The sequence below is a fragment of the Kitasatospora sp. NPDC093550 genome, from assembly GCF_044764985.1.
GTDB lineage: Bacteria > Actinomycetota > Actinomycetes > Streptomycetales > Streptomycetaceae > Kitasatospora.
On record NZ_JBIWJF010000039.1, the window covers coordinates 17993 to 41249 of the forward strand.

The 23257-nt window shown below is 73.0% G+C and carries 24 protein-coding genes; 8 read left to right on the top strand and 16 right to left on the bottom strand.

Annotation, left to right across the window (positions count from 1 at the left end; genetic code table 11):
- The first annotated feature begins 99 nt into the window (after positions 1-99).
- Positions 100-768 (top strand): heme oxygenase (biliverdin-producing), encoded by a 669-nt coding sequence (locus ACIRD3_RS36470; RefSeq protein WP_402225360.1) that lies wholly within the window; start codon positions 100-102, stop codon positions 766-768.
- Positions 769-1014: 246 nt separating this feature from the next.
- On the opposite strand, the gene ACIRD3_RS36475 is transcribed toward ACIRD3_RS36470, so the two are convergent.
- The 3 genes from ACIRD3_RS36475 to ACIRD3_RS36485 all read right to left on the bottom strand — a co-directional run bounded on the left by ACIRD3_RS36475 (position 1015) and on the right by ACIRD3_RS36485 (position 2980).
- Complete coding sequence (locus tag ACIRD3_RS36475) at positions 1015-1224, bottom strand: dodecin (protein WP_402225363.1); 210 nt, start codon at positions 1222-1224, stop codon at positions 1015-1017.
- 100 nt (positions 1225-1324) lie between these two features.
- Positions 1325-2284, bottom strand: coding sequence for an asparaginase (locus ACIRD3_RS36480; RefSeq protein WP_402225366.1), 960 nt, complete (start codon positions 2282-2284; stop codon positions 1325-1327).
- A 75-nt stretch (positions 2285-2359) separates the two neighbouring features.
- On the bottom strand, positions 2360-2980 hold the full coding sequence (locus ACIRD3_RS36485) for an ABC transporter substrate-binding protein (protein ID WP_402225369.1): 621 nt from the start codon (positions 2978-2980) through the stop codon (positions 2360-2362).
- Between the two features lie 689 nt (positions 2981-3669).
- Here ACIRD3_RS36485 and dtd point away from each other — a divergent pair.
- Positions 3670-4110 carry a D-aminoacyl-tRNA deacylase gene (gene dtd / locus ACIRD3_RS36490; RefSeq protein WP_402225371.1) on the top strand — a complete coding sequence of 147 codons (441 nt, stop codon included), beginning with the start codon at positions 3670-3672 and terminating at the stop codon, positions 4108-4110.
- 100 nt (positions 4111-4210) lie between these two features.
- On the opposite strand, the gene ACIRD3_RS36495 is transcribed toward dtd, so the two are convergent.
- The 3 genes from ACIRD3_RS36495 to ACIRD3_RS36505 all read right to left on the bottom strand — a co-directional run bounded on the left by ACIRD3_RS36495 (position 4211) and on the right by ACIRD3_RS36505 (position 6328).
- Positions 4211-5173 carry a YgfZ/GcvT domain-containing protein gene (locus tag ACIRD3_RS36495; RefSeq protein WP_402225453.1) on the bottom strand — a complete coding sequence of 321 codons (963 nt, stop codon included), beginning with the start codon at positions 5171-5173 and terminating at the stop codon, positions 4211-4213.
- Between the two features lie 19 nt (positions 5174-5192).
- Complete coding sequence (locus ACIRD3_RS36500) at positions 5193-5657, bottom strand: Fur family transcriptional regulator (RefSeq protein WP_402225374.1); 465 nt, start codon at positions 5655-5657, stop codon at positions 5193-5195.
- Positions 5658-5743: 86 nt separating this feature from the next.
- Positions 5744-6328, bottom strand: a complete 585-nt coding sequence (locus ACIRD3_RS36505; RefSeq protein WP_402225376.1) for an FABP family protein — start codon at positions 6326-6328, stop codon at positions 5744-5746.
- A 349-nt stretch (positions 6329-6677) separates the two neighbouring features.
- Between ACIRD3_RS36505 and ACIRD3_RS36510 the strand changes: the two genes are divergently transcribed.
- Positions 6678-7040: a DsrE family protein gene (locus ACIRD3_RS36510; protein WP_402225378.1), complete on the top strand. Its 363-nt coding sequence runs from the start codon at positions 6678-6680 to the stop codon at positions 7038-7040.
- Positions 7041-7078: 38 nt separating this feature from the next.
- Here ACIRD3_RS36510 and ACIRD3_RS36515 read toward each other — a convergent pair whose 3' ends face one another.
- The 7 genes from ACIRD3_RS36515 to ACIRD3_RS36545 form a co-directional block, all read right to left on the bottom strand.
- Positions 7079-7351 carry a DUF3099 domain-containing protein gene (locus tag ACIRD3_RS36515; protein WP_402225381.1) on the bottom strand — a complete coding sequence of 91 codons (273 nt, stop codon included), beginning with the start codon at positions 7349-7351 and terminating at the stop codon, positions 7079-7081.
- A gap of 72 nt (positions 7352-7423) precedes the next feature.
- Positions 7424-7714, bottom strand: coding sequence for a DUF1416 domain-containing protein (locus ACIRD3_RS36520; protein WP_030288989.1), 291 nt, complete (start codon positions 7712-7714; stop codon positions 7424-7426).
- Positions 7715-7753: 39 nt separating this feature from the next.
- On the bottom strand, positions 7754-8590 hold the full coding sequence (locus ACIRD3_RS36525) for a sulfurtransferase (RefSeq protein ID WP_363394389.1): 837 nt from the start codon (positions 8588-8590) through the stop codon (positions 7754-7756).
- 233 nt (positions 8591-8823) lie between these two features.
- Positions 8824-8904 carry an Ms5788A family Cys-rich leader peptide gene (locus ACIRD3_RS36530; protein WP_353652343.1) on the bottom strand — a complete coding sequence of 27 codons (81 nt, stop codon included), beginning with the start codon at positions 8902-8904 and terminating at the stop codon, positions 8824-8826.
- A 266-nt stretch (positions 8905-9170) separates the two neighbouring features.
- Entirely contained in the window at positions 9171-9905 is a 735-nt protein-coding gene (locus tag ACIRD3_RS36535; RefSeq protein ID WP_402225385.1) for a DUF2993 domain-containing protein, read from the bottom strand.
- Positions 9906-10149: 244 nt separating this feature from the next.
- Complete coding sequence (locus ACIRD3_RS36540; RefSeq protein WP_402225388.1) at positions 10150-11520, bottom strand: hypothetical protein; 1371 nt, start codon at positions 11518-11520, stop codon at positions 10150-10152.
- 5 nt (positions 11521-11525) lie between these two features.
- Positions 11526-11819, bottom strand: a complete 294-nt coding sequence (locus ACIRD3_RS36545) for a MoaD/ThiS family protein (RefSeq protein ID WP_402225390.1) — start codon at positions 11817-11819, stop codon at positions 11526-11528.
- A gap of 697 nt (positions 11820-12516) precedes the next feature.
- Between ACIRD3_RS36545 and ACIRD3_RS36550 the strand changes: the two genes are divergently transcribed.
- The 5 genes from ACIRD3_RS36550 (at position 12517) to ACIRD3_RS36570 (ending at position 18095) form a co-directional block, all read left to right on the top strand.
- The gene (locus ACIRD3_RS36550) at positions 12517-13248 is read left to right on the top strand and encodes a response regulator transcription factor (protein WP_402225392.1); all 732 of its coding nucleotides are present in this window, start codon (positions 12517-12519) and stop codon (positions 13246-13248) included.
- A gap of 123 nt (positions 13249-13371) precedes the next feature.
- Entirely contained in the window at positions 13372-14430 is a 1059-nt protein-coding gene (locus ACIRD3_RS36555) for a LacI family DNA-binding transcriptional regulator (protein WP_402225394.1), read from the top strand.
- A gap of 138 nt (positions 14431-14568) precedes the next feature.
- Entirely contained in the window at positions 14569-15750 is a 1182-nt protein-coding gene (locus tag ACIRD3_RS36560) for a S1C family serine protease (RefSeq protein WP_402225396.1), read from the top strand.
- A 90-nt stretch (positions 15751-15840) separates the two neighbouring features.
- Positions 15841-16611: a response regulator transcription factor gene (locus ACIRD3_RS36565; protein ID WP_402225400.1), complete on the top strand. Its 771-nt coding sequence runs from the start codon at positions 15841-15843 to the stop codon at positions 16609-16611.
- Positions 16608-18095 (top strand): sensor histidine kinase, encoded by a 1488-nt coding sequence (locus tag ACIRD3_RS36570; protein ID WP_402225403.1) that lies wholly within the window; start codon positions 16608-16610, stop codon positions 18093-18095. The genes ACIRD3_RS36565 and ACIRD3_RS36570 overlap by 4 nt, the downstream gene beginning before the upstream one ends.
- A 134-nt stretch (positions 18096-18229) precedes the next feature.
- Here the strand turns inward: ACIRD3_RS36570 and ACIRD3_RS36575 are convergent, their stop codons facing one another.
- The 3 genes from ACIRD3_RS36575 to ACIRD3_RS36585 form a co-directional block, all read right to left on the bottom strand.
- Complete coding sequence (locus ACIRD3_RS36575; protein ID WP_402225406.1) at positions 18230-20029, bottom strand: bifunctional metallophosphatase/5'-nucleotidase; 1800 nt, start codon at positions 20027-20029, stop codon at positions 18230-18232.
- A 233-nt stretch (positions 20030-20262) separates the two neighbouring features.
- Positions 20263-21612 (bottom strand): ATP-binding protein, encoded by a 1350-nt coding sequence (locus tag ACIRD3_RS36580; protein ID WP_402225408.1) that lies wholly within the window; start codon positions 21610-21612, stop codon positions 20263-20265.
- Positions 21613-21681: 69 nt separating this feature from the next.
- On the bottom strand, positions 21682-23256 hold the full coding sequence (locus ACIRD3_RS36585) for an SCO6880 family protein (protein WP_402225411.1): 1575 nt from the start codon (positions 23254-23256) through the stop codon (positions 21682-21684).
- Position 23257: the final 1 nt, after the last annotated feature.

Here is a 23257-nt window from a genome sequence, read left to right on the forward strand (position 1 = left end):
TTTGCCGACAGGCTGTCGGCATGATGCGGAGTGAGGTTAGGCTAACCAAGGACGTCGGGGCGGAATCCGACCCGGCCGCATCCGCTCCCTGGAGGCCGCATGCCCACGCCCGAGCCCGTCCAATTCTCCACCGCGCTCCGCACCGCCAGCAGCGAGGAGCACGAGGCCGCCGAGCAGTCCCCGTTCATGAGCCGACTGCTGCACGGCCGGCTCGGGGTCGAGGCGTACGCCGACCTCACCGGCCAGCTCTGGTACGTCTACCGGGCCCTGGAGAGCCGGACCGGGCAGCTCGCGGAGCACCCCCTCGTCGGCCCCCTCGTCGACCGGGCGCTGCTGCGCACCGCCGCCATCGAGCGCGACCTGGCGCACCTGCGCGGGCCCGACTGGCGGGACGGGCTGGCGCCGCTGCCCGCCACCGCCGCCTACGCCGCCCGGGTGGAGCAGCTGGCCGCCGAGTGGCCGGCCGGGTACATCGCGCACCACTACACCCGCTACCTGGGCGACCTGTCGGGCGGCCAGATCATCCGCGGCGTGGCGGAACGGACCTGGGGGTTCGCGCGCAAGGGCGACGGCGTACGGTTCTACGTCTTCGAGGAGGTCGCCAACCCGGCCGCGTTCAAGCGCGAGTACCGGGCCAGGCTGGACGCGGCCGGAGCGGCGATGGACGAGGTCGAGCGGCGCCGGGTGGTCGAGGAGTGCAAGCGGGCCTTCGTCCTCAACGGGGCGGTATTCCGCGACCTGGACTCGCGCTACCCGCTGAGCGCGTAGCCGCGGCCGGACGGCAGCGCGTCCGGCCCCGGCGAGCAACGGCTCTCCGGGGCCGCAGGCATGAACGACCGTCAGAACCGCCCGCCGGCACGTCGGTTGCGGACCGGTGCGGTCGCGCTGTCGCCGACCAGCGGCAGGCCCGAGGCGGGGCGGGCAGCGGAACCACCGGGGTGCCGCCGGAGCGCCGACCGGGTCGGCCGGCCCCGCCCGGGCGGTCCTCGGGCCGCCCCCTCGGGATCCCGCCGGTCAGTCCTCCAACCGGAAGCCGACCTTCATGCAGACCTGGAAGTGCTTGATCCGGCCGTCCTCCAGATGGCCCCGGACCTGCGAGACCTCGAACCAGTCGAGGTTGCGCAGCGTCCGGGCGGCCCGCTCCACCCCGTTGCGGATCGCGGCGTCGACGCTCTCGGTCGAGGACCCGACGATCTCGGTCACCCGGTACACATGGTCGGTCATGGCGGACTCCCTCAGCTGTGCGACGGCCCCCGGTCCACCGTGCACCGCCCCCGCGCCGTCCGCACCCCGGCGGACGGCCGCCGGGGCGAGCGGCGCAGGCTCAGAACGCCGCCCGGACCTGCCCGACCGGGACGCCGCCGCCGTACAGCGGGGCCGCGCCGATCCGCTCGACGGTCTCGTCCGCCCCGGTCACCCCGAGCCGGCGCAGCGCGGCCGCCAGCACCGGTCCGCGGGCGCGCTCGCCGCCGTCGTCGATCTTGAAGGCCAGCGCGCGGCCGTCCGGCAGCGCCACCACCTGGACGGCTTCGGCGCCCATCTTGGACAGCGCGCCCGGGATCGCCCGCATCAACCAGGTGTCGGCCCGGCGGGTGCCGGCCACGTACTCGGGGTGGGCGCGCATCGCGTCGGCCACCCGGCGCGGCGCGGAGCCCTCGGCGGCCAGCACCAGGCCGCGGTAGCCGCGGGCCAGGCCGGTCAGCGTGACGGTCAGCAGCGGGGCGCCGCAGCCGTCCACACCGGTGTGCGCTGAGGTCTCGCCGGTGCCCTCCTCCAGGGCCTCGCGGGCCAGCCGCTGGATGGGGTGGGCGGGGTCGAGGTAGCTCGCGGTGTCCCAGCCCTTGGCCACGCAGGCGGCCAGCCAGCCGGCGTGCTTGCCGGAGCAGTCCATCAGGATCGGGGCGCGGTGGCCGCCGGCGCCGAGCAGCAGTTCCGCCTCGGTCTCGTCCAGCGGCAGGTCGGCCGGGGTGCGCAGGGCGGATTCGTCGAGTCCGGCAGAGTCGAGGATGGCCCGCACACCGGCCAGGTGAAACAATTCTGCAGAGTGGCTGGAGGCCGCCAGCGCCAGCAGCTCGCCCCCGAGCTCCAGCCCGGCCCGCAACGTCGCCACCGCCTGGAAGGGCTTGGCGGTCGACCGCGGGAAGACCGGCGCGTCCGGGTCGCCCAGCGCGAACTCGACCGAGCCGTCGGCGGCGAGCAGCACCAGGGACCCGTGGTGGCGACCCTCGACGAAGCCGGATCGTATGACCTCGGCGAGAACGGGCGCGGTGGCGAGCTGGGGCATGCGGATTGTGCCTTCCGGGGCGAGGGTGGGCCGGGAGCGAGCCCGGGCCGCCCCCGCCCGCAGCGACTCACCCGGTCAGAGCGGCCCCCCTGCGAGCAGGTCGTCGACCCGTGCTTCCCCATCACGGTACCTGCGGGTGATCTCGGCGTTGCAACCGTCGGCCGTGCGCAGCAGCCGCTGGCGCCGGCCGGACACCTCCCGCTCGTGCGTCCGCAGCCGCTCCAGGGCGGCCAGCAGCTCCTCGGCCGGGTGCGCGGCCAGATCGGCCAGCTGGACGTCGCCCATCAACGCGTCCGCCTCCAGCCGGGACTCCCGGGTGCGCGGCGGGCCGAGGGTGACGTGCCGGGCCGAGCGCCGCACCGTGGAGGGTGCGTCGCTGAGGATGGCCGGCAGCCGGTCCAGCAGGTCGCCGGGGGCCGGGTCGGGCCCGGACACGCCGGCCGAGCGGACCGGGCCCACGCCGGGGCGCCGGTCCAGCTCGGCGCGCAGGATGTCCATCCGCCCGTGCAGCAGCCGCCGCAGGTAGGACAGGTCGGCCTCCTGCTCCAGCGTCTCCCGGCGCAGCACCCGCAGCTGGTCCAGGCCCAGCCGCTCCAGATCGGGCTCGTCCTCCACGGCCGCCACCGGTCCGCCCGGGCTCCCGGGGGCCTGCGCCACCTGCCCGGACCGGTCCCGCGCCGCGCTGCTCGCGTCCATCACCCAACCACCTGCCGTCGTCCGATCCCGCCCGCTCGCGGCACCCCGTCCCTGCCGCCGGTCCGGCCCGTCCCCCGACGGGCTCGGCGTTCCGTCCGTCGGCACGCCCGGGAGCCCCCCGGAGGTTGCGCTCCCCGGCCGCGACCACCCGTAGGGGGGAACGCCACCGGAACACCTGACCTACCGGCTCGACCGCCCGGCCGAACCCGGCCCGGCGCGGCGGACCTCATGGCGCCCCGGACCCTTCGTACGGTCCCCCAGCGTGCCACCCCGCCCGGCGCGGGCGCACCGCCCGTGCACCCGAACGGCCCCCTGGCGAACGGGGGTGGCTGATATGACGAGCCCTTTCCGCAGGAAGAGTGGCGCCCGAACCAGCGCAGGCGCCCACATCACGGCGTGCGCCACCATCACGCACGCCCCTCCCGTGCGCCCTGGGACAACTCCTGTGACGCACGTGGGGGACGCGGCGCGTCGGACGGAGCGCGTGCCGGGCGCGAGGGAGCCGGCGGCGAGGACGGGGTGGGACGACCCCCGGAACGCGCGTGACGGGGCGCACGGCGGCGATCGAGGGCGTGGGCCGGGCCGCGGACGCGGCACCGTGGCGGGCTGCCCCGGCTCCCGCCCCCCTGGGCGACCCGGCCCGCCCGGGGCCCTCCGCCCGCCGTCCGGCGCTCCGGCACAATGGCGGCATGCGAGCAGTGGTGCAGCGAGTGACCGAGGCCCGGGTGACCGTGGCCGGTGAGACCGTCGGTGCGATCGAGGGGCCCGGGCTCTGCGTCCTGGTCGGCGTCACGCACGACGACACCGACGCCAAGGCCGCCCAACTGGCCCGCAAGCTCTGGACGCTGCGGCTGCTGCCGGCGAACGAGGAAGGCGTGGAGCAGTCCTGCTCCGACCTCGGCGCGCCCCTGCTGGTGATCAGCCAGTTCACGCTCTACGGCGACGCCCGCAAGGGCCGCCGCCCCACCTGGAACGCCGCCGCCCCCGGCCCGGTCGCCGAACCGCTGGTGGACGAGGTGGTCGCCCGGCTGCGCGCGCTGGGCGCCAAGGTGGAGACGGGCCGGTTCGGCGCCGACATGCGGGTGGCGCTGGTGAACGACGGCCCGTTCACCGTCCTCGTCGAGGTCTGAAGCACCCGGGGTTGAAGCACCCGAGGTTGAAGGACCGGGGGCTGGAGGACCGGGGGCTGGAGGACCGGGGGCTGGAGGACCGGGGGCTGGAGGACCGGGCCTACTGCGGGACGATCACGTCCTGGGTGCCCGGCACCGTCCCGGCCAGCAGCACCGCGTCCACCGGGACGTTCCGCTTGACGATCGCGAGCGCGATCGGCCCCAGCTCGTGGTGCCGGGCCGAGGAGGTCACGAAGCCCAGTGACCGCCCGTCCGGGTCGGTGGCCAGCCGCACCTCGGTGCCGTGCGGCGGCAGCGTCTCCTCGGTGCCGTCCAGGTGCAGGAAGACCAGCCGGCGCGGCGGGCGGCCCAGGTTGTGCACCCGGGCGACGGTCTCCTGACCGCGGTAGCAGCCCTTCTGCAGGTGGACGGCGGTGCGCAGCCAGTCCACCTCGTGCGGGATGGTCCGGTGGTCGGTCTCGAAGCCGAGCCGGGGCCGGTGGCCCTCGATCCGCAGCGCCTCGTACGCCCAGACGCCGACCGCCGGCCCGTACCCGGCGGTGAGCTTCTCCAGATCACCGCGTGGCACGAACAGGTCGCGCCCGTAGGGGAGTTCACGGACGGCGGCGGCGCCCTCGACGGAGGCGGCGGAGCCGGCCGGCAGGTGGACCACGGCGTACTCGGCGGTCGCGTCGGCGACCTCCACCCGGTAGAAGAACTTCATGCTCTCCAGGTAGCCGACCAGCGCCTGCTGGGTGCCCGGCTCGACGTGCGCCCAGGTGGTGGTGCCGTCGTCCACCAGGTAGAGCGCGTGCTCGACGTGCCCGTTCGGGGAGAGCACCAGCGCCTCGGCGGCCTGCTGCGCGGGCAGTTCGCTGACGTGCTGGGTGAGCAGCAGGTGCAGCCAGGAGAGGCGGTCCGCACCGGTGACGGTGACCACCCCGCGGTGCGAGAGGTCGACGAAGCCGGTGCCCCGCGCGAGGTGGCGTTGCTCGCGGAACAGGTCGCCGTAGTGGGCGGCGACGCCCTCGTCGGCCCCCTCGGCGGGGACGGCTCCGGGCAGGGCAAGCAGCGGGCTCTTCACACCGGTCATACCGGCCAGCTTACGACCGGCCGTCGGCGAGCTTGGCGGTGCAGTCGGCGCAGCGGCCGAAGATGGCGAAGTGCTTGAGGTCGGTGTCGAAGCCGTGCTGCGCGCGCAGGCTGTCGATCAGCGGCTGGGCGATCTCGGTCCCGGTCTCGGTGACCTTCTCGCAGTCCCGGCAGACCAGGTGCAGGTGGTGGTGGCGGCCGGCCAGGTGGTAGGTCGGGGCGCCGTGGCCGAGATGGGCGTGCGAGACCAGGCCCAGCTCCTCCAGCAGCTCCAGGGTCCGGTAGACGGTGGAGATGTTGATGCCGCTGGCCGTCCGGCGGACGTGGCAGAGGATGTCGTCCGGGGTGGCGTGGTCGAGCGCGTCGACGGCCTCCAGCACGAGCTGCCGCTGCGGCGTGAGGCGGTAGCCGCGCTCGCGAAGGTCGCTCTTCCAGTCGCCGGAGAGCTGCCAGTCGGTGGTGCCGGTGTCCGCCACGGGTCTGTCCCTGCCAAGGTCGGGGGGTCCTGAGGCAAGTGTAGGGACCGGCCACGGACCGGTCCCCACCCTTGCGCGGACTGTGCCTACTGGAAGAAGGCGATGCCGTCGTCCGGCAGGTCGTTGATGTCCTTGATCAGCTGCGCCGGGCTGAGCACCTTCTTCAGCTGCGCGGACATGTACGGGCGCAGCGGCACGTTCGGGGCGGCCTTCTCGCCGACCCAGAGCAGCTCGCCGTTGACGAAGCCGTACAGCCGCTTGCCGCCGGAGTACTCCGGCGAGCCCTCGATCCGGGCCACCGCGTCGGTGGAGACGTCGACCTGCGGCTTGCCGTCGGCCAGCTCGCCGTACCAGATCTCGACCGTGCCGTCGTCACGGACGGAGGAGATCTCGATCCCGCGGACGCCGGAGGTGCCGTCGGTGTTGCTCGTGATGCGCCAGAACGCGTGCTCGTTCTCCAGCGGACGGACCTTCTCGCCCTCGCCGTTCAGCACCCAGGTGCGGGAGCGGAACTCCAGGAAGGGGCGGCCGTCGTGACGGATCACGATCTCCTGGCCGAAGTTGCACTTCTCCGTGCCCGGGAAGTCGTAGACGCCCGCGCCCTCCCAGGTGCCGAGGAGGAAGGCGAGCGGCACGACGTCCTTGTGGAGGTCAGAGGGGATCTCGATCATGTTCCTGGTCGCTGTCGTCGTCGGTGTGGGGCTGCCTCAACCGTACGGCAGACTCAGCGCTGGCCCTGGTACAGCTTCATCACCGAGAAGATGGCGAACCAGGTGATCAGCACGGCCATCAGGGCCAGCAGACCGTCGAAGAACATTTCCAGACCGGACACGGGGGGCTCCCAGGCGGCGACAGTGTGGTGGATTTTGCTCCGGTCACTCTATCCGTCGGGCTCCGAGCGGTCGCGGTGAGCCCCACCACGTCGTGGTTTTCCGTCGCGGCCACCACGCCGCCCAAGCTTTGCCCACGGGTTCCCGGGATGACGGACGGCGGGGCCGACGCGACCTCTAAGGTGGCGCCATGTCGAAGAAACTGGTCATCAAGGTCACCGCAGGGGCGGACGCGCCGGAGCGGTGCTCGCAGGCGTTCACGGTGGCGGCGGTGGCCGTCGCCAGTGGGATCGAGGTGTCGCTCTGGCTGACCGGGGAGTCCTCCTGGTTCGCGCTGCCGGGCCGGGCGGCCGAGTTCGAACTGCCGCACGCGGCGCCGCTGCCGGACCTGCTGGACTCGATCCTGGCGTCCGGCTCGGTGACGCTGTGCACCCAGTGCGCGGCCCGGCGCGGGATCGAGCAGAAGGACACCGTCGAGGGTGTCCGGATCGCGGGCGCGCAGGTCTTCGTCAGCGAGATCATGGCGGACGGCGTCCAGGCGCTCGTCTACTGACGTCCGCGGGCCGCCGGTGCCCGCCGGACGCTCGCGGACTACGGCCGCTGCTCGTGGTCGGGGCGGTCCCGGTCGTGGCCGGGCTCGTCCCACTTCGGATCGTCCCAGCGCGGGTCGTTCCACCAGTCGTCGTCCGGGTCCCGCTTGTTGGCGAACACCGCGGCGGCGGGCGGGATCACCATCGCGACCACGCACATGCCGATCGCCGCGCCGACCGAGAAGAACCGCACCACGCCCCAGGCCAGGACGAACAGTCCCAGGCACACGCCCATCATGGCGAAGTAGTAGCGACGCCGCCGCCTTCCCTGCACCCCTCCACGGTACGGCCGAGGGCCCCTGCACGGCAGGGGCCCTCGGGGGTGTCACACTCCGGTCCGCGCCGGTCAGACCGCGATCGCGACCTCGACGGCGGTGCCCTGGGAGGCCACCACCTGACGGTCCACGGTCTGGCCCGGCACCAGCGCGCGCAGGGTCCACTTGCCCGGACGGGCGAAGAACCGGAACTGGCCGGTCGCCGAGGTGGGCACCTCGGCCGTGAACTCGTTGTTCTCGTCCAGCAGCCGGACGTAGCCGTTGACCGGCTCACCGTCGCGGGTCACCGAACCCTGGATGATCGTCTCGTTCGCCACGTCAACTCCTGCCAGGTCCGGGCCGCCGGCCTTCGCACCGCACATGTCTGTACTTCCCTTCTGACTTACGGGTCGAGCCGGGGCTCAGTTGCTGCCGAGCTCGATCGGCACGCCGACGAGGCTGCCGTACTCGGTCCACGAGCCGTCGTAGTTCTTGACGTTCTCCTGGCCGAGCAGCTCGTGCAGCACGAACCAGGTGAGCGCGGAGCGCTCGCCGATGCGGCAGTAGGCGATGGTGTCCTTCGCCAGATCGATGCCCTCGGCCTCGTACAGCGCCTTGAGCTCGTCGTCGCTCTTGAAGGTGCCGTCGTCGTTGGCGTTCTTCGCCCACGGGATGTTGCGGGCGCTCGGCACGTGGCCGGGGCGCTGCGACTGCTCCTGCGGGAGGTGGGCCGGGGCGAGCAACTTGCCGGAGAACTCGTCGGGCGAGCGGACGTCGACCAGGTTGAGGTTGCCGATGGCGGCGATCACGTCGTCGCGGAAGGCGCGGATCGACGAGTCGGCGGCCTGCGCCTTGTACTCGGTGGCGGGGCGGGCCGGCACCTCGGCGACCAGGTCGCGGGAGTCCAGCTCCCACTTCTTGCGGCCGCCGTCCAGCAGGCGGACGTCGCCGTGGCCGTACAGCTTGAAGTACCAGTAGGCGTACGAGGCGAACCAGTTGTTGTTGCCGCCGTACAGGACGACGGTGTCGTCGTTGGCGATGCCCTTGGCGCTGAGCAGCGCCTCGAAGCCGGCCTGGTCGATGAAGTCGCGGCGGACCGGGTCCTGGAGGTCCTGCTTCCAGTCGATCCGGACGGCGTTGCGGATGTGGTTCTTGTCGTAGGCGGAGGTGTCCTCGTCGACCTCGACGATGACGACCTTCGGGTCGTCCAGGTGGGCCTGGACCCAGTCGGCGTCGACCAGGACGTCGCTGCGGCTCATGGTGGTGTTCTCCATCCGAGGGCGGTTGGCGGAAGGTGCTGCTCAGGAGGGTGCTGCAGGGTCACCCGGGCGGGGTGGTCCGAATCGCTGTCCGAATACTGGGACGGGAGGGATGGACCGGTGGGGCCGGGCGGGGAACTGCGGAGTACATCGGCGCCGACCCGCGAGTACAGCCGGGAACGGTCACCGGGGAGATCGGCGGCGGGCGTCAACTGCCCTGCCAGGACGCCGAGTCAGCGCATTCGACACAGACAGGCGGACACGCGGCACAGGTCGACCGCCCGCCGCTTCGTGAGATCCGTCTGTCGCTTCATGCCGACGATGCTAGGGACACCGACGGCCCGCTGTCATCAGCGTATCGAATATTGAGATCAAAACAGCCGCATGGCGAGATTTGACATCCAGCAGGCCTGCCGGACCCGGCCGGGCCGCCCCCGGGTGGCGCACAAGGGCCCGAAACGACACCGCTCCGCGGTGCGCGCTGGACAGCGCGTCTCGCGGAGCGGAACGTTTCAGCGGAGCCTCGGCGGTGCTTCGGCGGTGCTTCGGCGAAGCTTCAGCGGTGCTTCGGCGGCGGGGCTCAGCCCAGGAGCTTGACGCCCTTGCCGTCGAAGGTCAGCTGGAGGCCCTCCGGCAGCGGCGTCACGCCGTCCTGGTCGCCCTGCTTGGCGGCCAGCTTCAGCCCGGCCGGCAGCGAGTCGAGGGTGAAGCTCATCGGCTCGATCTGCTGGTTGGTGACCCCGGCGACCATCCCCGCCAGGGAGCTCAGCCGGAAGCCGTCCACCGTGACGGTGTTCCCGTCGTTGTGCACGGTGCCCTCGCCGATCGCGATCGGGCCCAGCGAGGCCTTCACCTTGCCCGGCCCGCCGTAGGACAGGCTCAGCCGGGTGCTGCTGCCCACCGGCAGCTTGGTGCCCTTCAGCAGCTGGGAGGCCGGCGGCAGCAGCTGCGCGAGGTCCGGGTACGAGATCACCCCGCTGCCGGTGCCGCTGTCCACGGTGGCGCTGTTCATGCTGTCGCCCACCTCGACGCCGGCGAGCTTGGCCTTGAACGAGTGCAGCGCCACCTGGTGGCTGCCGTCGCCGACGGTCAGGCCGTCGGCGGAGATCCGGACGTCGTCCAGCTTCATCGACAGCACCTGGGTGAGGAACGGGAAGCCCTCGATCGAGACGTCGGGCCGCTGGCTCATCCGGCCGCTCTTCACGATCCGGTCGGCGGCCTCGTCCTCGGCGACGCCGACCGCGATCCGGTCGGCGCCCACCAGGAGGCCGGAGACCACCACCAGGCCGATCGTGGCCTTCAGCCATCCGCGCATCGTGTCCCCCGTCGTCGCCGGTCGCTGTGCTCGTTCGCTGTCGCTTGTCGCTTGTCGCTTGTCGCTTGTCGCTTGTCGCTGTCGTTGCGGTTGCCGTCGCTGTCGCCGCCGTTCGCTGCCGCCCGTCGTCCCGTGGCGGCGCCTCCGGCCCCGGCCGCTCCCGCACGACCGTACGACGTCCCGCCCCGGAGCATGGTTCCGGGGCGGGACGTCGTACGGGAAGGGCGGCCTCCGCCCCCGGCGGTCAGGCCAGCAGGTCGGTGGCGATCCAGATCAGCGGCGCGGCCACCGCCAGCGGCAGCGCCACGCCCGCCGTCATGTGCACGAAGCGGGACGGGAAGTCGTACGCCGCGACCCGGCGTCCGACCAGCGCCCCCAGCCCCGCGAGCGCGCCCAGCGCCACCGGGGCGCCCACCGCCAGACCCAGCGCGACGGCCGCGACCAGGCCCAGGACCGGGCCCAGCTGCTTCGGGCCGGGCAGCGGCGCCGCCGCCAGCAGGGTGGCCAGCGCGACCGCGCCCACCCCGGCCGGCACCCAGTCGGCCAGCAGCAGCGTGGTGCACAGCGCCGTCACCACGGTGGCCGAGCCCAGCACGGTCAGCGCGTAGAACCGCTCCTTCGGGTCCGACGGCCGGAACGTCTGCAGCACCAGGACCAGCAGGAAGAACCCGCCCAGGGTGCCCACCACGGCCGCCACGCCACCGTCGGAGTCCGCCAGCAGCACCGCCGCGTCCGCCGTGAGACCGGCCAGCGCCGCGAGCAGGATGCCCTGGCGGGCCGGCCACATGCCGTTCAGCCGGAACCAGCCGGCCGCCGTCAGCAGCTGCAGCAGCGCGACCACCAGGGCCAGCGCCACCTGCCCGAGCGCGGCACCGCCGGCCAGCAGCGCGGCCGCGCCGGCCGTGATCAGGGCCGGCTGCAGGCCCGGGTCGTTGATCGGCGAGCCGGTCCGCCCGCGCGGGGCGACGGGCGGTGCGGGCTGGGCCGCGGCCGCCGCGAAGGGCGGCGCGGCCGGGGCGAACCCCGGACCCGGCTGCCCCGGCTGACCGAGGTGACCCGGCTGGCCGGGCTGACCGGGCTGGCCCGTCGGGCCGGGGGCGGCCGGGCGCTTGAGCGTCATGGTCGGCTGGTCGAGGGCCACCGCCTGCTGCGCGGCCTCGGGCTGCGGCGCCGGGGCGGCGTGCCGGGCCCGGGCCCGGGGCTGCCCCGGGGGCTCGGCCTGCGCCTGCTGCCGCGGTGACCGCGCCGGCGGCTGGTGCGGCGCCGGGACCTGCCCGGGGTGCTGCCGCGAGGGGGCGGGCGCCGCGGGGGGCATCGCACCGGAGACCACCACCGGCGGCAGCAGTGTCGTCGCCGCGTCGTCCATCGGCGGCACGGGCGGCAGCAGCGTGGTCGCGGCCGGGTCGTCGAAGGCCGGCACCGGCGGCAGCACCGTGGTCGCCGCCGCGTCGTCCACCGGGTAGCCGTACGGCGACGGCGGCTGCTGTTGCTGCGCGTGCTGCGGGTACTGCGCGTGCTGGGGGTACCCCTGCGGCGCCGGCGGGCCCTGCGGGGCCTGGGGCTGCTGCGGCCACTCGCCGTAGCCGCCGCGGTTCGGGTCGTTCATGTCCGTCACGCCGCTCAGCCTCCCGCGAACGGCGGGAGGACCTCGACCGTCCCGCCCTCGGTCAGGGCGACGGTCGCGTGGTCCCGGGCGCCCACCTGGGCGCCGTCGACCAGGTACGAGCTGTGCCCGAGCAGCCGGACGAGCTTCGGCTTGTCGGCGTGCCGCGCCTTGGCGTCCGCCAGCGCCTCCGCGAGGGTCGCCGCCTCGTACGGCTCCTCGGCCAGCCCGGCCTCGGACTTCGCCGCCGCCCAGTAGCGGATCGTCCCGCGCACCCGGGCGCCGCTCGCGGGCTCGGTGGTCGCGCTCATCGGGCCACCCCTTCTCGTCGTCCTCGCCCGGTCCCGGGACCCCGGTCCGGCTCGCCACCGGAACGGCCGCCCGACCACCCGAACGATGGACCCGCGCTGCGCCGCCGATGTGCGTCCCATGATGGCGTGTCCGCCACCACGACCGGCAATCGCCCTGGCCCGGCCGGTGCGGTGCGGCGCTCGAAGTTGTGTCCAGACTCACCCGGCGCACGCCCGAAAAGAGCGAAGCGCCGGATTCGAACACTCCCGGTGCGCGAGCGGGTCGGCTATTCTCGACGACCAAGAGGGATCCGGGCAGAGTCGCCCCCGGGTCCTTTTGTGCTTTCAGGACGCCAGTACGGACGTTCGTGCGATTCGTCGGCCCACCCCCGGCGCGCCGCAGGAACCGGCCCGTCCGACGCGGCACAACGACGTGCCGGCCGGCCGGGACGTCGCCACCGGCGCCGGGCCGCCGCCCGGTGCCGGCCCAGACCGGAGGGTTCGCGGTGATGAGCTACGCGGTGATGAGCGGGACGGAAACGGTGCGCCAGGGGTTGCGGGACCCCCGGCGGGTCAGCCGTCGCGCCCTGCGCGCCGTCCGCTCCCCCGGTACGCCCCAGGCGCCCGTCGTCCTCTCCTCCCCCTCAGCACGTGCGCCATTCGGCTGTGGCGGCAGCCGTGAAGCGACCGCGACGACCCGGAAAGGGGACCACCGGGTATGAGTTCTCTGCTCCTCCTCACCAACGCACTGCAACCCTCGGCCGAGGTACTGCCCGCCCTCGGCCTGCTGCTGCACAACGTCCGGGTGGCGCCCGCCGAGGGCTCGGCCCTGGTGGACACCCCCAGCGCGGACGTCATCCTGGTCGACGGCCGGCGCGACCTGCCGCAGATCCGCAGCCTCTGCCAGCTGCTGCGCTCCACCGGCATCGGCTGCCCGCTGATCCTGGTGGTCACCGAGGGCGGCCTGGCCGCCGTGACCGCCGAGTGGGGCATCGACGACGTCCTGCTGGACACCGCCGGCCCGGCCGAGGTCGAGGCCCGGCTGCGGCTCGCGCTCGGCCGGCTCCAGGTCGTCACCGACGACAGCCCGATGGAGATCCGCAACGGCGACCTCTCGGTCGACGAGGCCACCTACTCCGCGAAGCTCAAGGGCCGGGCGCTCGATCTCACCTTCAAGGAGTTCGAGCTGCTCAAGTACCTCGCCCAGCACCCCGGCCGGGTCTTCACCCGGGCCCAGCTGCTGCAGGAGGTCTGGGGCTACGACTACTTCGGCGGCACCCGGACGGTGGACGTCCACGTCCGGCGGCTGCGCGCCAAGCTCGGCGTGGAGCACGAGCAGCTGATCGGCACGGTGCGCAACGTCGGCTACCGCTTCGTCGTCCCCGAGAAGCCCGACAAGGGCGAGCGCCCGGACCTCGCGCAGCACCCCGCGGGCTCGCTGGAGGCCTGACCCGGCCGGGCGGGCCGCCCCCCGCCCGGCTTGTCCGGTTCATCCCGCAGTCGCCCGCCGTCCACCCGACGGCGGCCCCCGCTCCCACTGCCGCCCCGCAGACCACACGCGTAGACTCCACTCGTGGCCAAAGTGACGCGCGACGATGTAGCCCGACTGGCTGGGACCTCGACCGCGGTCGTCAGCTACGTCATCAACAACGGGCCGCGACCGGTCGCGCCCGCGACCCGGGAGAAGGTCCTCGCGGCGATCGAGCAGCTCGGCTACCGGCCGAACAGCGTCGCCCAGGCGATGGCCTCCCGCCGGACCAACCTGATCGGCATGGTCGTCCCGGACGCCCGCCAGCCGTTCTTCGCCGAGATGGCGCACGCCGTCGAACGGGCCGCCTCCGAGCGCGGCAAGCTCGTGCTGATCGGCAACTCCGACTACGTGGACGACCGCGAGGTCCACTACGTCCGCGCCTTCCTCGGGATGCGCGTCTCCGGCCTGATCCTGGTCAGCCAGGGCCCCTCGCAGCGCGCCGCGGAGGAGTTCGCCGCGATGGAGGGCGCCAAGGTGGTCCTGCTGCACCGCCGCCCCGAGGCGATCGACGACGTCGCGGTGGTCACCGACGACGTGGGCGGCGCCGAGGCCGTCGTCCGCCACCTGCTGGAGGTGCACGGGCACCCGTACGTCGCCTGCTTCGGCGGCCCGGTGGAGTCCCCCGCCCCCGGCGACCCGGTCATCGACCACGTCGAGGGCTGGCAGCGCGCCATGGACGCGCACGGCGTCCCCACCGAACCGCACCTGATCGACGCCCCCTTCCACCGCTACGGCGCCTACGAGGTCGCCCTCGACGTGCTGCGCTCCCCGGACCGCCCGCGGGCGGTCTTCTGCTCCACCGACGACCAGGCCATCGGCGTGCTGCGGGCCGCCCGCGAGGTCGGCCTGCGCGTCCCGGAGGACCTCGCGGTGGCCGGCTTCGACGACGTCCCGGAGGCCGCGCTCGCCGACCCGCCGCTGACCACCGTCGCCTCCGACCGCGACGCGATGGCCCGCGCCGCCGTGGACCTGGTCCTGGACGACTCGCTGATGGTGCCCGGCTCGGACACCGAGCGGGTCCGCAAGTTCCCGTCCCGCCTGGTCATCCGCCGTTCCTGCGGCTGCGACGGCGCGGCGCCCGGCCAGGCCCCGACGGAGTAGCACGGGGAGCGGAACAGGAATCCCCTGCTCCGCTCCACAGGCCACCTGACCAGGCTTTATGAGAACCCAACGGGCTTCTCTCCCCGTTCTGAGCCGGTTCTCATCCCGTCCTCATCCGCCGGGCGGAGCTTGGTCGGCATGAGCGAACAGCAGCAGCACGCCGGCGACCCGTACCAGCACCCGTACCGGGACCCGAACCAGGACCCGTACGGCCCGTACCAGCCCCGGGTGATCGAGGGCACCGTGCTCGGCAGCACCACGGGCAGCACCGGCCCCGCCGGGTACGGCCACCGCGAGGACCACTCCGGCGGCGGCTTCGACGGACCGCCGCCTCCCCCGCCCATGCCGCCCGAGCCGCCCACCCTCATCGGCCCCGGCTCCCCCGAGGGCCCCGAGGGCCACGGCGGTCGCGGCAGCCGGGCCCGGCGCGGCCTGCTGCGCGGCCGGCTCGCCCTGGTGACCGCCGTCGCCGCGGTCGCAGCCGTCCTGGGCGGGGTCACCGGCGGCCTGGTCGCCGCCGACCGGCAGTCCGGCGACACCCGGGTCGGCACCGTCGCCAGCCCGGTCTCCGCCCGCAGCGACGGCAGCGCCGACGTGGCGGCCATCGCCGCCGCCGTCTCGCCCAGCGTCGTCCAGATCACCGTCAAGAACGGCAACGGCACCGCCACCGGCACCGGCGTCGTCCTGGACAAGGACGGCCGGATCCTCACGAACTACCACGTGATCGACAGCGCGGCCGCCGGCGGCAGGATCACCGTCACCTTCAAGGACGGCTCCACCGCGCAGGCCACCGTCACCGGCACCGACAAGTCCCTCGACGTCGCCGTCATCACCGCCACCGGCGCCAAGAACCTCACCCCCGCCGTCCTCGGCAACTCCTCCACCGTGGCCGTCGGCGACCCGGTCGTCGCCATCGGCAACCCGGACGGCCTCACGGGCACCGTCACCTCCGGCATCATCAGCGCCGAGAACCGCGACGTCACCGTCCAGCTCGACGAGGGCAGCACCAGCGGCAACGGCGGCTTCGGCTTCCCCACCCTGCCCGGACTGCGCGGCGGCCAGCCCCCGTCCACCAGCGGCACCACCACGACCTACAAGGCCTTCCAGACCGACGCCGCCCTCAACCCCGGCAACTCCGGCGGCCCGCTGATCAACGCCAACGGCCAGGTCATCGGCATCAACTCGGCCATGTACGCCCCGAACGGCACCAGCTCCACCGCCGGCGGCGGCACGGCCGGCAGCGTCGGCCTCGGCTTCGCCATCCCGATCGACTCCATCAAGCAGGTCCTGCCGAAGCTCGAAGCCGGCCAGAACGTGTAGGCCGAACCGTCCCGGCACCGTCCGCGCGACGGACAATTGCTCCCAGCAGGCCCAGCAGGCCCTCCACCCGACGAGAAAGGGCAGCCGCCCATGACCCCGTCCGCCGACGACCGCACCCCCGCCGAGCCCGGCCACCCCTCCGCCCGGCTCCTCGTGGTCGACGACGAACCCGCCCTCCGGGACGCCCTGGAGAGCAGCCTCGCCTTCGAGGGTTACGAGGTCGCCACCGCCACCGACGGCTACGAAGCACTGGAATCCGTCGAGCGCGACCGGCCCGACCTCGTCCTGCTGGACATCATGATGCCCCGGATGGACGGCCTCACCGCCGTCCGCCGGATGCGCTCGCGCGGCGACACCGTCCCGGTGCTGATGCTCACCGCCCGCGACGCCGTCGGCGACCGCGTCACCGGCCTCGACGTCGGTGCCGACGACTACCTCGCCAAGCCCTTCGAACTCGACGAACTGCTCGCCCGCGTCCGCGCCCTGCTGCGCCGCAACGCCCTCGCCGCCGAGGCCGCCGCCCGCGCCGCCGCCGAGGACGAGAGCGAGGTCCTCGCCTTCGCCGACCTGCGGATGAACACCGCCACCCGCGAGGTCACCCGGGCCGGGAAGCCGATCGAGCTCACCCGCACCGAGTTCATGCTGCTGGAGATGTTCCTCTCCCACCCCCGCCAGGTCCTCACCCGCGAACAGATCCTCAAGGCGGTCTGGGGCTTCGACTTCGAGCCGTCCTCGAACTCCCTCGACGTGTACGTGATGTACCTGCGCCGCAAGACCGAGCAGGGCGGCATGCCCCGCCTGATCCAGACCGTACGCGGCGTCGGCTACGCCCTGCGCCCGGCCGCCGGCACCCACGCGTGACCCCCGTACCCCCTCCCCCCCTGGCCCCGCCCCGCACCCGGGGCCGCCGGCGGCGCCTCGCCCACTGGTTCCGCTCCCGCTCCCTGCGCAGCCGCCTCACCTTCCTGAGCGCGGCGGCGGTGGCGGTGGCCATCGCGCTGTCCGCGCTGGCGTGCTGGTTCATCGTGGAGAAGCAGCTCTACAACCAGGTCCGGACCGACCTGGTCAGCGCACCGCTGCCCATGCCGCCCCGGGGGCCCGCCCTCGACTGCTACAGCACCCCGGAACAGGCGCTGGACCACCAACACGGCAGCGGTCTCCCGGAGCTCAGCGGAGCCGCCCCCCGGGACACCCAGTTCCTCGCCCAGGGGAAGGGAGTCTGCCTGCCCCAGGGCGCGACCAAGGCGATCGTCACCGAGCCCGGGGACGCCGCCGTGTTCCGCCTCAAGTTCGGTCAGTCGATCATCCGGGAGGGCCGGTTCACCAACGGGGACCCGGCTCTGGTCCGGCTGACCGCGGACACCCGCTACACGGTGCCGGTCGTCGTCATGGTGGCCACCCCCACCCAGTCCGTCGAAGACTCCCTCCAGGGCCTCGCCATCCTGCTCGGCGCCGTGTCCGTCGGCGGCATCCTGCTCGCCGCCGTCGCCGGCCGCCTGGTCGCCCACTCCTCCCTCAAACCGGTCGACCAACTCACCCACGCCGTCGAGCACATCGCCCGCACCGAGGAGGTCGGCACCACCATCCCGGTCCACGGGGACGACGAGATCGCCCGGCTCTCCACCTCGTTCAACTCGATGAGCACCGCCCTCGCCAACTCCCGCGAGCGGCAGACGAGGCTGATCGCCGACGCCGGCCACGAGCTCCGCACCCCGCTCACCTCGCTGCGCACCAACGTCGACCTGCTGATCCGCAGCAACGACACCGGCCGCCCGCTCCCCCCGGCGACCAGGACCAAGCTGCTGGGCAACATGAAGGCGCAGATGCAGGAACTCACCGTCCTGATCGGCGACCTGCTCCAGCTCTCCCGCCCGGACTCCCCCAAGAGCGGCCCGAACCTCGCCGTCGTGGCCCTGCACGAGATCGCCGGACGGGCCGTCGAGCGGGCGAAGCTGCGCGGGCCGGGGCTGGTCTTCGAGACGAGCACCGATCCCTGGTACGTGCACGGCGACGCAGCCGGTCTGGAACGGGCGGTGATCAACCTGCTGGACAACGCGGTCAAGTACAGCCCGCCCGGCGGGACCATCGAAGTCCGCCTGCGGCAGGGCGTGTTGACCGTCCGCGACCACGGCCCCGGCATCCCGCCGGACGAACTCCAGTACGTCTTCGACCGCTTCTGGCGCTCGCCGTCCTCGCGTCAGCTGCCGGGCTCCGGCCTCGGGCTGTCGATCGTCGCGCAGAGCGTCCGGGAGGCGGGCGGCGAGGTCACGCTCGGCCCGGCCGCGGACGGCGGCCCGGGTGCGCTCGCCACCGTGCGGCTGCCCGGCGGGCCCGCACCGGAGTGACGCCCCCCGCCCCGCCCGGCCCCGCTCCGTCGCGGCGGGGGGCGGGCCGGGGCCGGGCGGACAACAGGACGGGCGGGGCGCCCCGACAGCGCCCCGCCCGTACCGCGGGGCCCAGGGCCCCGGCCGGCTCACGGTCAGTCGATGTCGCTGCCCGGGCCGATGATCTTGATCCGGTCCTGCGCCGGGGCCTTCAGCGGCGCGCTCGCCGAGCTGTGGGCACCCAGGTAGGCGGTGAAGACGTCCAGGTCGGAGGCGCCGACGAGCTTGTCGGTGCCGGCCGCGAAGGCCGGGAAGCCGTCGCCGCCACCGGCCAGGAACTCGTTGGCCGCGACGCGGTACTTGGCCGCCTGGTCGATCGGCGCGCCGTTCAGGCGGATCGAGTCGACGAGCAGCCGGTCCGCGCCGGTCTTGCGCATGTCCAGGGTGTAGTGCAGGTTCGAGGACACCTGGAGGACCTTCGGCGCCGCGGTGTTGACACCGCTCACCTGCTGCTGGAGCAGCTGGACCAGCTGGGCGCCGGTCAGCGTCTTGACCTGCATCATGTTGGTGAACGGCTGGACGGTGAACGCCTCGCCGTAGGTCACCACGCCGTCGCCCTCGCTGCCCGAGGCCTTGTAGACCAGGTCGGAGCGGATGCCGCCGGGGTTCATGAAGGCGACCTGCGCCCCGCCCTTGTCGGCCGGGGAGAGGCCGGCCAGCTGCGCGTCGGCGATGACGTCACCGAGCGGCTTCTCCAGGTCGCTGCTGCCGCGGCCGTTGATGTCCGAACCGATGTAGCCGACCGGACGGTTGGCGATCGGGGCGGCCAGCTTCTGGTAGTGCTCGACCAGCGCCGTCATGTCGGACGCCTTCTCGACCGAGCGGCGCACCACGTGGTTCTCGGCCTTGACCGAGGGACGCACGATCTCGCCGGTGGTCTTGTCCAGCTTCATGTCGATCTGGGTGAAGAGCCGGCCGAAGGAGGCGGCACTGGTCACCGAGCGCGGAACGCCGTTGGGGTCCGGGATGCTGCAGGCGTACGCGTTGTGGGTGTGGCCGGTGACGATGGCGCCGACCGCCGGGTCGATCTTCTTCGCGATGTCGACGATCGGGCCGGAGATGCCCTGGCCGGCGGCGCCGCAGTCGTAGTTGTAGACGCTGCTGGCCGGGTAGCCGCCCTCGTGGATCAGCGCGACGATCGAGTTGACGCCCTTGGCCTTGAGCTCGGCGGCGTACTTGTTGATCGTGGTGACCTCGTTGGTGAACTTCAGGCCCTTGACGCCCTCGGCGGTCACGATGTTCGGCGTGCCCTCCAGGGTGACGCCGATGAAGCCGATCTTCACGCCCTGGGACTTGGTGATCCAGTACGGGGCCAGCAGCGGCTTGCCGGTCTTCTCGTCGGTGACGTTCGCCGACAGGTAGTTGAAGTTGGCGCCCTTGAAGGTGCGGCCGGGCTCGTAGCAGCCGTCGGTCGGGTGGCAGCCGCCCTCCTGCATGCGCAGCAGCTCCTGCGCGCCCTCGTCGAACTCGTGGTTGCCCACCGAGGTGACGTCCAGGCCGAGCTTGTCCATCGCCTCGATGGTCGGCTCGTCGTGGAAGAGGGCCGAGGTCAGCGGGCTGGCGCCGACGATGTCGCCAGCCGCGACGGTGATCGAGTCGTCGGCCGGTATCCGGGCCTTGCGCAGCTCGGTGGCCAGGTACTCGATGCCGCCGGCCGGGGTGGCGACCTCCTTGCCGGTGGCCGGGTCGATCTCCTTGATCGTGCCGGACGAGCCGGCCGGGGGCTCCAGGTTGCCGTGGAAGTCGTTGATCGCCAGCAGCTGGAGGTTGACGGTCTTGTGGCGCTTGGCGTTGGCGTCGGCGGCCTGGGCGGCCGTCGGCACGACCACCGTGCCGAGCAGACCGGCGGCGGCGACGACGGCGAGCGCCGTCCGTCGGGATCTGACGGTGAGCATGAAGTGGGTTCCCCTGCACCTCGGAGGAGCACCGGCGGTGGACAGCACCGGCGTTCGGGCATGTGTTTGCGCGAGTGCAGCCTAGGGTCAACGCGCGTAGCTGTCAGGACGTCGAACGTAACGAGAGGATTACCTACTGACGAACCATCGTCGTCCGAGGGGTGCGGGGACTGCGCAGACCGCGCGGGCGCCGGCCCCGGACGACCGGTCCGACGGCTGTCGGGCAGCCGCCGTCAGACCCCCGGCTCGGCCGCCAACTGCCGTTCCGCTCGCACCCGTTCGGCCACCGCGTCCTCGGTCATCGCGCGGTCGGTGTACACCAGCGGCCGCTCGGTCTCGGTGATGATGTGCTTGACCACCTGGACGTTGCCGTTGACGTCCCAGACCGCGATGCCCGGCGAAAGTGTGGGGATGATCTCCACCGCCCACCGCGGCAGACCCAGCACCCGGCCGGTCGCCCGCGCCTCCTCGGCCTTCTGCATGTAGATCGTCCGGGTGGAGGCCATCTTCAGGATCGCCGACGCCTCCTTGGCCGCCGCACCGTCCACCACGTCAGACAGGTGGTGCACCACCGCCACGAAGGAGAGCCCGAGCCGGCGGCCGAACTTCAGCAGTCGCTGGAACAGCTGGGCCACGAACGGACTGTTGATGATGTGCCAGGCCTCCTCGACCAGGAAGATGCGCTTCCTCCGGTCCGGCCGGATCCAGGTGTGCTCCAGCCACACCCCGACGATCGCCATCAGGATCGGCATCGCGATCGAGTTGCGGTCGATGTGCGAGAGGTCGAAGACGATCAGCGGCGCGTCCAGGTCGATGCCCTTGGTGGTCGGCCCGTCGAACATGCCGCGCAGGTCACCGTCGACCAACCGGTCCAGCACCAGCGCCACGTCCAGGCCCCAGGACTGCACCTCGTCCACCGCCACGCCCAGCGACTCCACCGAGGACAGGTCGGGGTTGCGCAGGGTGTCGATGATGTCGTCCAGCACCGGCTGCCGGTCGGTCACCGAGGCCACCACGTGCGCGTGCGCCGCCTTCAGCGCGAAGCCGGCCCGCTCCTCCAGCCCGCGCCCCATCGCCACCTCGATGATGGTGCGCAACAGGGAGAGCTGGCCGGTCTGGGTGATCGCCGGGTCCAGCGGATTGAGCTTCACCCCGCCGTCCCGGGCGGCCATCGGGTCCAGCCGGATGGACTTTATGCCCAGCGCGTCGGCGATCAGGTTCCACTCGCCCACGCCGTCCTCGCCCTGCGCGTCGAGCACCACGACCTGCCGGTCCCGGAACCTCAACTGCCGCAGCACGTACGTCTTCTCCAGCGCCGACTTGCCGTTGCCGGACTCGCCGAGCACCAGCCAGTGCGGCGCGGGCAGCTGCTGCCCGTACAGCTGGAAGGGGTCGTAGACGTACCCCTTGCCGCTGTACACCTCACGGCCGATGATCACGCCCGAGTCGCCGAGCCCCGGGGCGGCGGTGGGCAGGTAGACCGCCTGCGCCTGGCCGGTGGAGGTGCGCACCGGCAGGCGGGTGGTCTCCACCTTGCCGAACATCAGGCTGGTGAACGCGTCGGTGAGGTTGCCGAGCGCCATGTGCGGCCTCCCTGAGTCGGCGGAACGGTCGGACGGGTGCGGGGATCCGCGGAGGTGTCGGCGCCGTCGTCAGCGGCGGATGCCGGTGGCGAACGGAAGGGTGTTGACGAAGGCCCGGTGGTGCTCGCGGTCGCACCACTCCAGCTTGAGGTAGCTCTTGCCGGCCGAGGCCCGGATGGTCCGCTTGTCGCGGGCCAGCGCGTCGGGGTTGCGCGAGGACACCGTGATGTAGCCGACCAGGTTCACCCCGGCCGCGCCGGAGGCCAGGTCGTCGCCGCGCTGGTCCACCCGGCCGGTGTGGGCCAGGTCGCGCGGGTCGACCGTCCGGTTCATCTTGGCGGCCCGGCTGGCCTCCGCCTCGTCGTTGGTCTTCTCGGTCAGCATCCGCTCGATCGCGACGTCGGTGGGCTCCAGGTCCATCGTCACCGCGACCGTCCGGATCACGTCCGGGGTGTGCACCAGCAGCGGCGCCAGGAAGTTGACGCCCACCGGGGTGAGCGGCCACTCCTTGATCCACGCGGTGGCGTGGCACCACGGCTCGCGGGTCGCCGACTCCCGGGTCTTCGCCTGCAGATACTGCGGGTGGGTCGCGTCCAGCTCGGCCGGCCAGGCGTTGCGCCGGGACATCGCCTGGATGTGGTCGATCGGGTGGTCCGGGTCGTACATCGAGTGCAGCAGCGAGGAGAGCCGGGCCTGGCCCAGCGGCTGGCGCACCCGGATGTCCGCCTCGGCCAGCCGGGCGCAGATGTCGGTCAGCTCGCGTGCCATCACGGCCGCCAGCCCCTCGTCGTCGCGGGCCCTGCGGCCGTTGGCCGTACGGCCCATCGCGTGCGCCTCGGCGGCCAGGTCGCGGGTGTAGTGCATGCAGGCCACCAGGTACGCCCGGTGCTGCTCGGAGGAGGTCGACACCATGGACTGCAGCTGGTCGTACGAGTCCTGCAGCCAGCGCGGCGCGTCGCGGTCGCCACGCCGCTCCACGTCCTTGGCGTGCGCGTCCGGGTCGGCCGGCAGGGTACGGGCGAGGATCTGCAGCCGGGTCACGAAGCCGTCCCCGTTGGCGACGTGCTTCAACAGCGTCCCGAACCGGTCGACCAGCGCCTCCTGGTCCTCCGAGTCGCGCAGCCCGACGCCCGGGCCCTCGATCTCGATCGCGGCCGTCACCGTCCGCCGCTCCAGGTGCATCAGCACCCCGACCTCGTCCGGCCCGAACGGCGCGGTCAGCCAGCGCAGCCGCCCGACCCCGGGCGGCGGACCGACCTCCACCTCCCGGCCGTCCATCCGGGTGCCCGCGTCCATCACGTCCGAACGCCACACCGCCCGCCCGCTGCGGACCGTCCGGCGGTAGGTGCGGTTGATCTCCACCCACTTGTAGAACGTCCGCTTGCGGTACGGCACGTACACCGCCGCGATGGCGAGCGCCGGCAGACCGATCAGACCGCCGATCCGCAACGGCAGGACCGGCATCAGCAGGCCCCAGAGCATCCCGAGGAACGCCCCGAAGATGATCAGCATGATCTCGCCGGACTCCCGGTTCCGGCCGATCGGCGCGTTCGGGCGGGCCTTGCCGATCAGGTAGGTGCGGCGCTGGTGCACGTACGGCTGGGCGTACTGGGCGCCGTACTGGCCGAGCGGTTCGCTGCTCACT

What these genes read in the sequence shown, in the direction of transcription:
- ACIRD3_RS36575 (WP_402225406.1), bottom strand. Translation starts at nt 20,029, where the DNA reads ATGCTCACCGTCAGATCCCGACGGACGGCGCTCGCCGTCGTCGCCGCC.
- ACIRD3_RS36535 (WP_402225385.1), bottom strand. Translation starts at nt 9,905, where the DNA reads ATGCGCGGATGGCTGAAGGCCACGATCGGCCTGGTGGTGGTCTCCGGC.
- ACIRD3_RS36525 (WP_363394389.1), bottom strand. Translation starts at nt 8,590, where the DNA reads ATGAGCCGCAGCGACGTCCTGGTCGACGCCGACTGGGTCCAGGCCCAC.
- ACIRD3_RS36485 (WP_402225369.1), bottom strand. Translation starts at nt 2,980, where the DNA reads ATGGACGCGAGCAGCGCGGCGCGGGACCGGTCCGGGCAGGTGGCGCAG.
- ACIRD3_RS36560 (WP_402225396.1), top strand. Translation starts at nt 14,569, where the DNA reads ATGAGCGAACAGCAGCAGCACGCCGGCGACCCGTACCAGCACCCGTAC.
- ACIRD3_RS36475 (WP_402225363.1), bottom strand. Translation starts at nt 1,224, where the DNA reads ATGACCGACCATGTGTACCGGGTGACCGAGATCGTCGGGTCCTCGACC.
- dtd (WP_402225371.1), top strand. Translation starts at nt 3,670, where the DNA reads ATGCGAGCAGTGGTGCAGCGAGTGACCGAGGCCCGGGTGACCGTGGCC.
- ACIRD3_RS36580 (WP_402225408.1), bottom strand. Translation starts at nt 21,612, where the DNA reads ATGGCGCTCGGCAACCTCACCGACGCGTTCACCAGCCTGATGTTCGGC.
- ACIRD3_RS36565 (WP_402225400.1), top strand. Translation starts at nt 15,841, where the DNA reads ATGACCCCGTCCGCCGACGACCGCACCCCCGCCGAGCCCGGCCACCCC.
- ACIRD3_RS36550 (WP_402225392.1), top strand. Translation starts at nt 12,517, where the DNA reads ATGAGTTCTCTGCTCCTCCTCACCAACGCACTGCAACCCTCGGCCGAG.
- ACIRD3_RS36505 (WP_402225376.1), bottom strand. Translation starts at nt 6,328, where the DNA reads ATGATCGAGATCCCCTCTGACCTCCACAAGGACGTCGTGCCGCTCGCC.
- ACIRD3_RS36545 (WP_402225390.1), bottom strand. Translation starts at nt 11,819, where the DNA reads ATGAGCGCGACCACCGAGCCCGCGAGCGGCGCCCGGGTGCGCGGGACG.
- ACIRD3_RS36480 (WP_402225366.1), bottom strand. Translation starts at nt 2,284, where the DNA reads ATGCCCCAGCTCGCCACCGCGCCCGTTCTCGCCGAGGTCATACGATCC.
- ACIRD3_RS36530 (WP_353652343.1), bottom strand. Translation starts at nt 8,904, where the DNA reads ATGAAGCGACAGACGGATCTCACGAAGCGGCGGGCGGTCGACCTGTGC.
- ACIRD3_RS36520 (WP_030288989.1), bottom strand. Translation starts at nt 7,714, where the DNA reads ATGTGCGGTGCGAAGGCCGGCGGCCCGGACCTGGCAGGAGTTGACGTG.
- ACIRD3_RS36470 (WP_402225360.1), top strand. Translation starts at nt 100, where the DNA reads ATGCCCACGCCCGAGCCCGTCCAATTCTCCACCGCGCTCCGCACCGCC.
- ACIRD3_RS36510 (WP_402225378.1), top strand. Translation starts at nt 6,678, where the DNA reads ATGTCGAAGAAACTGGTCATCAAGGTCACCGCAGGGGCGGACGCGCCG.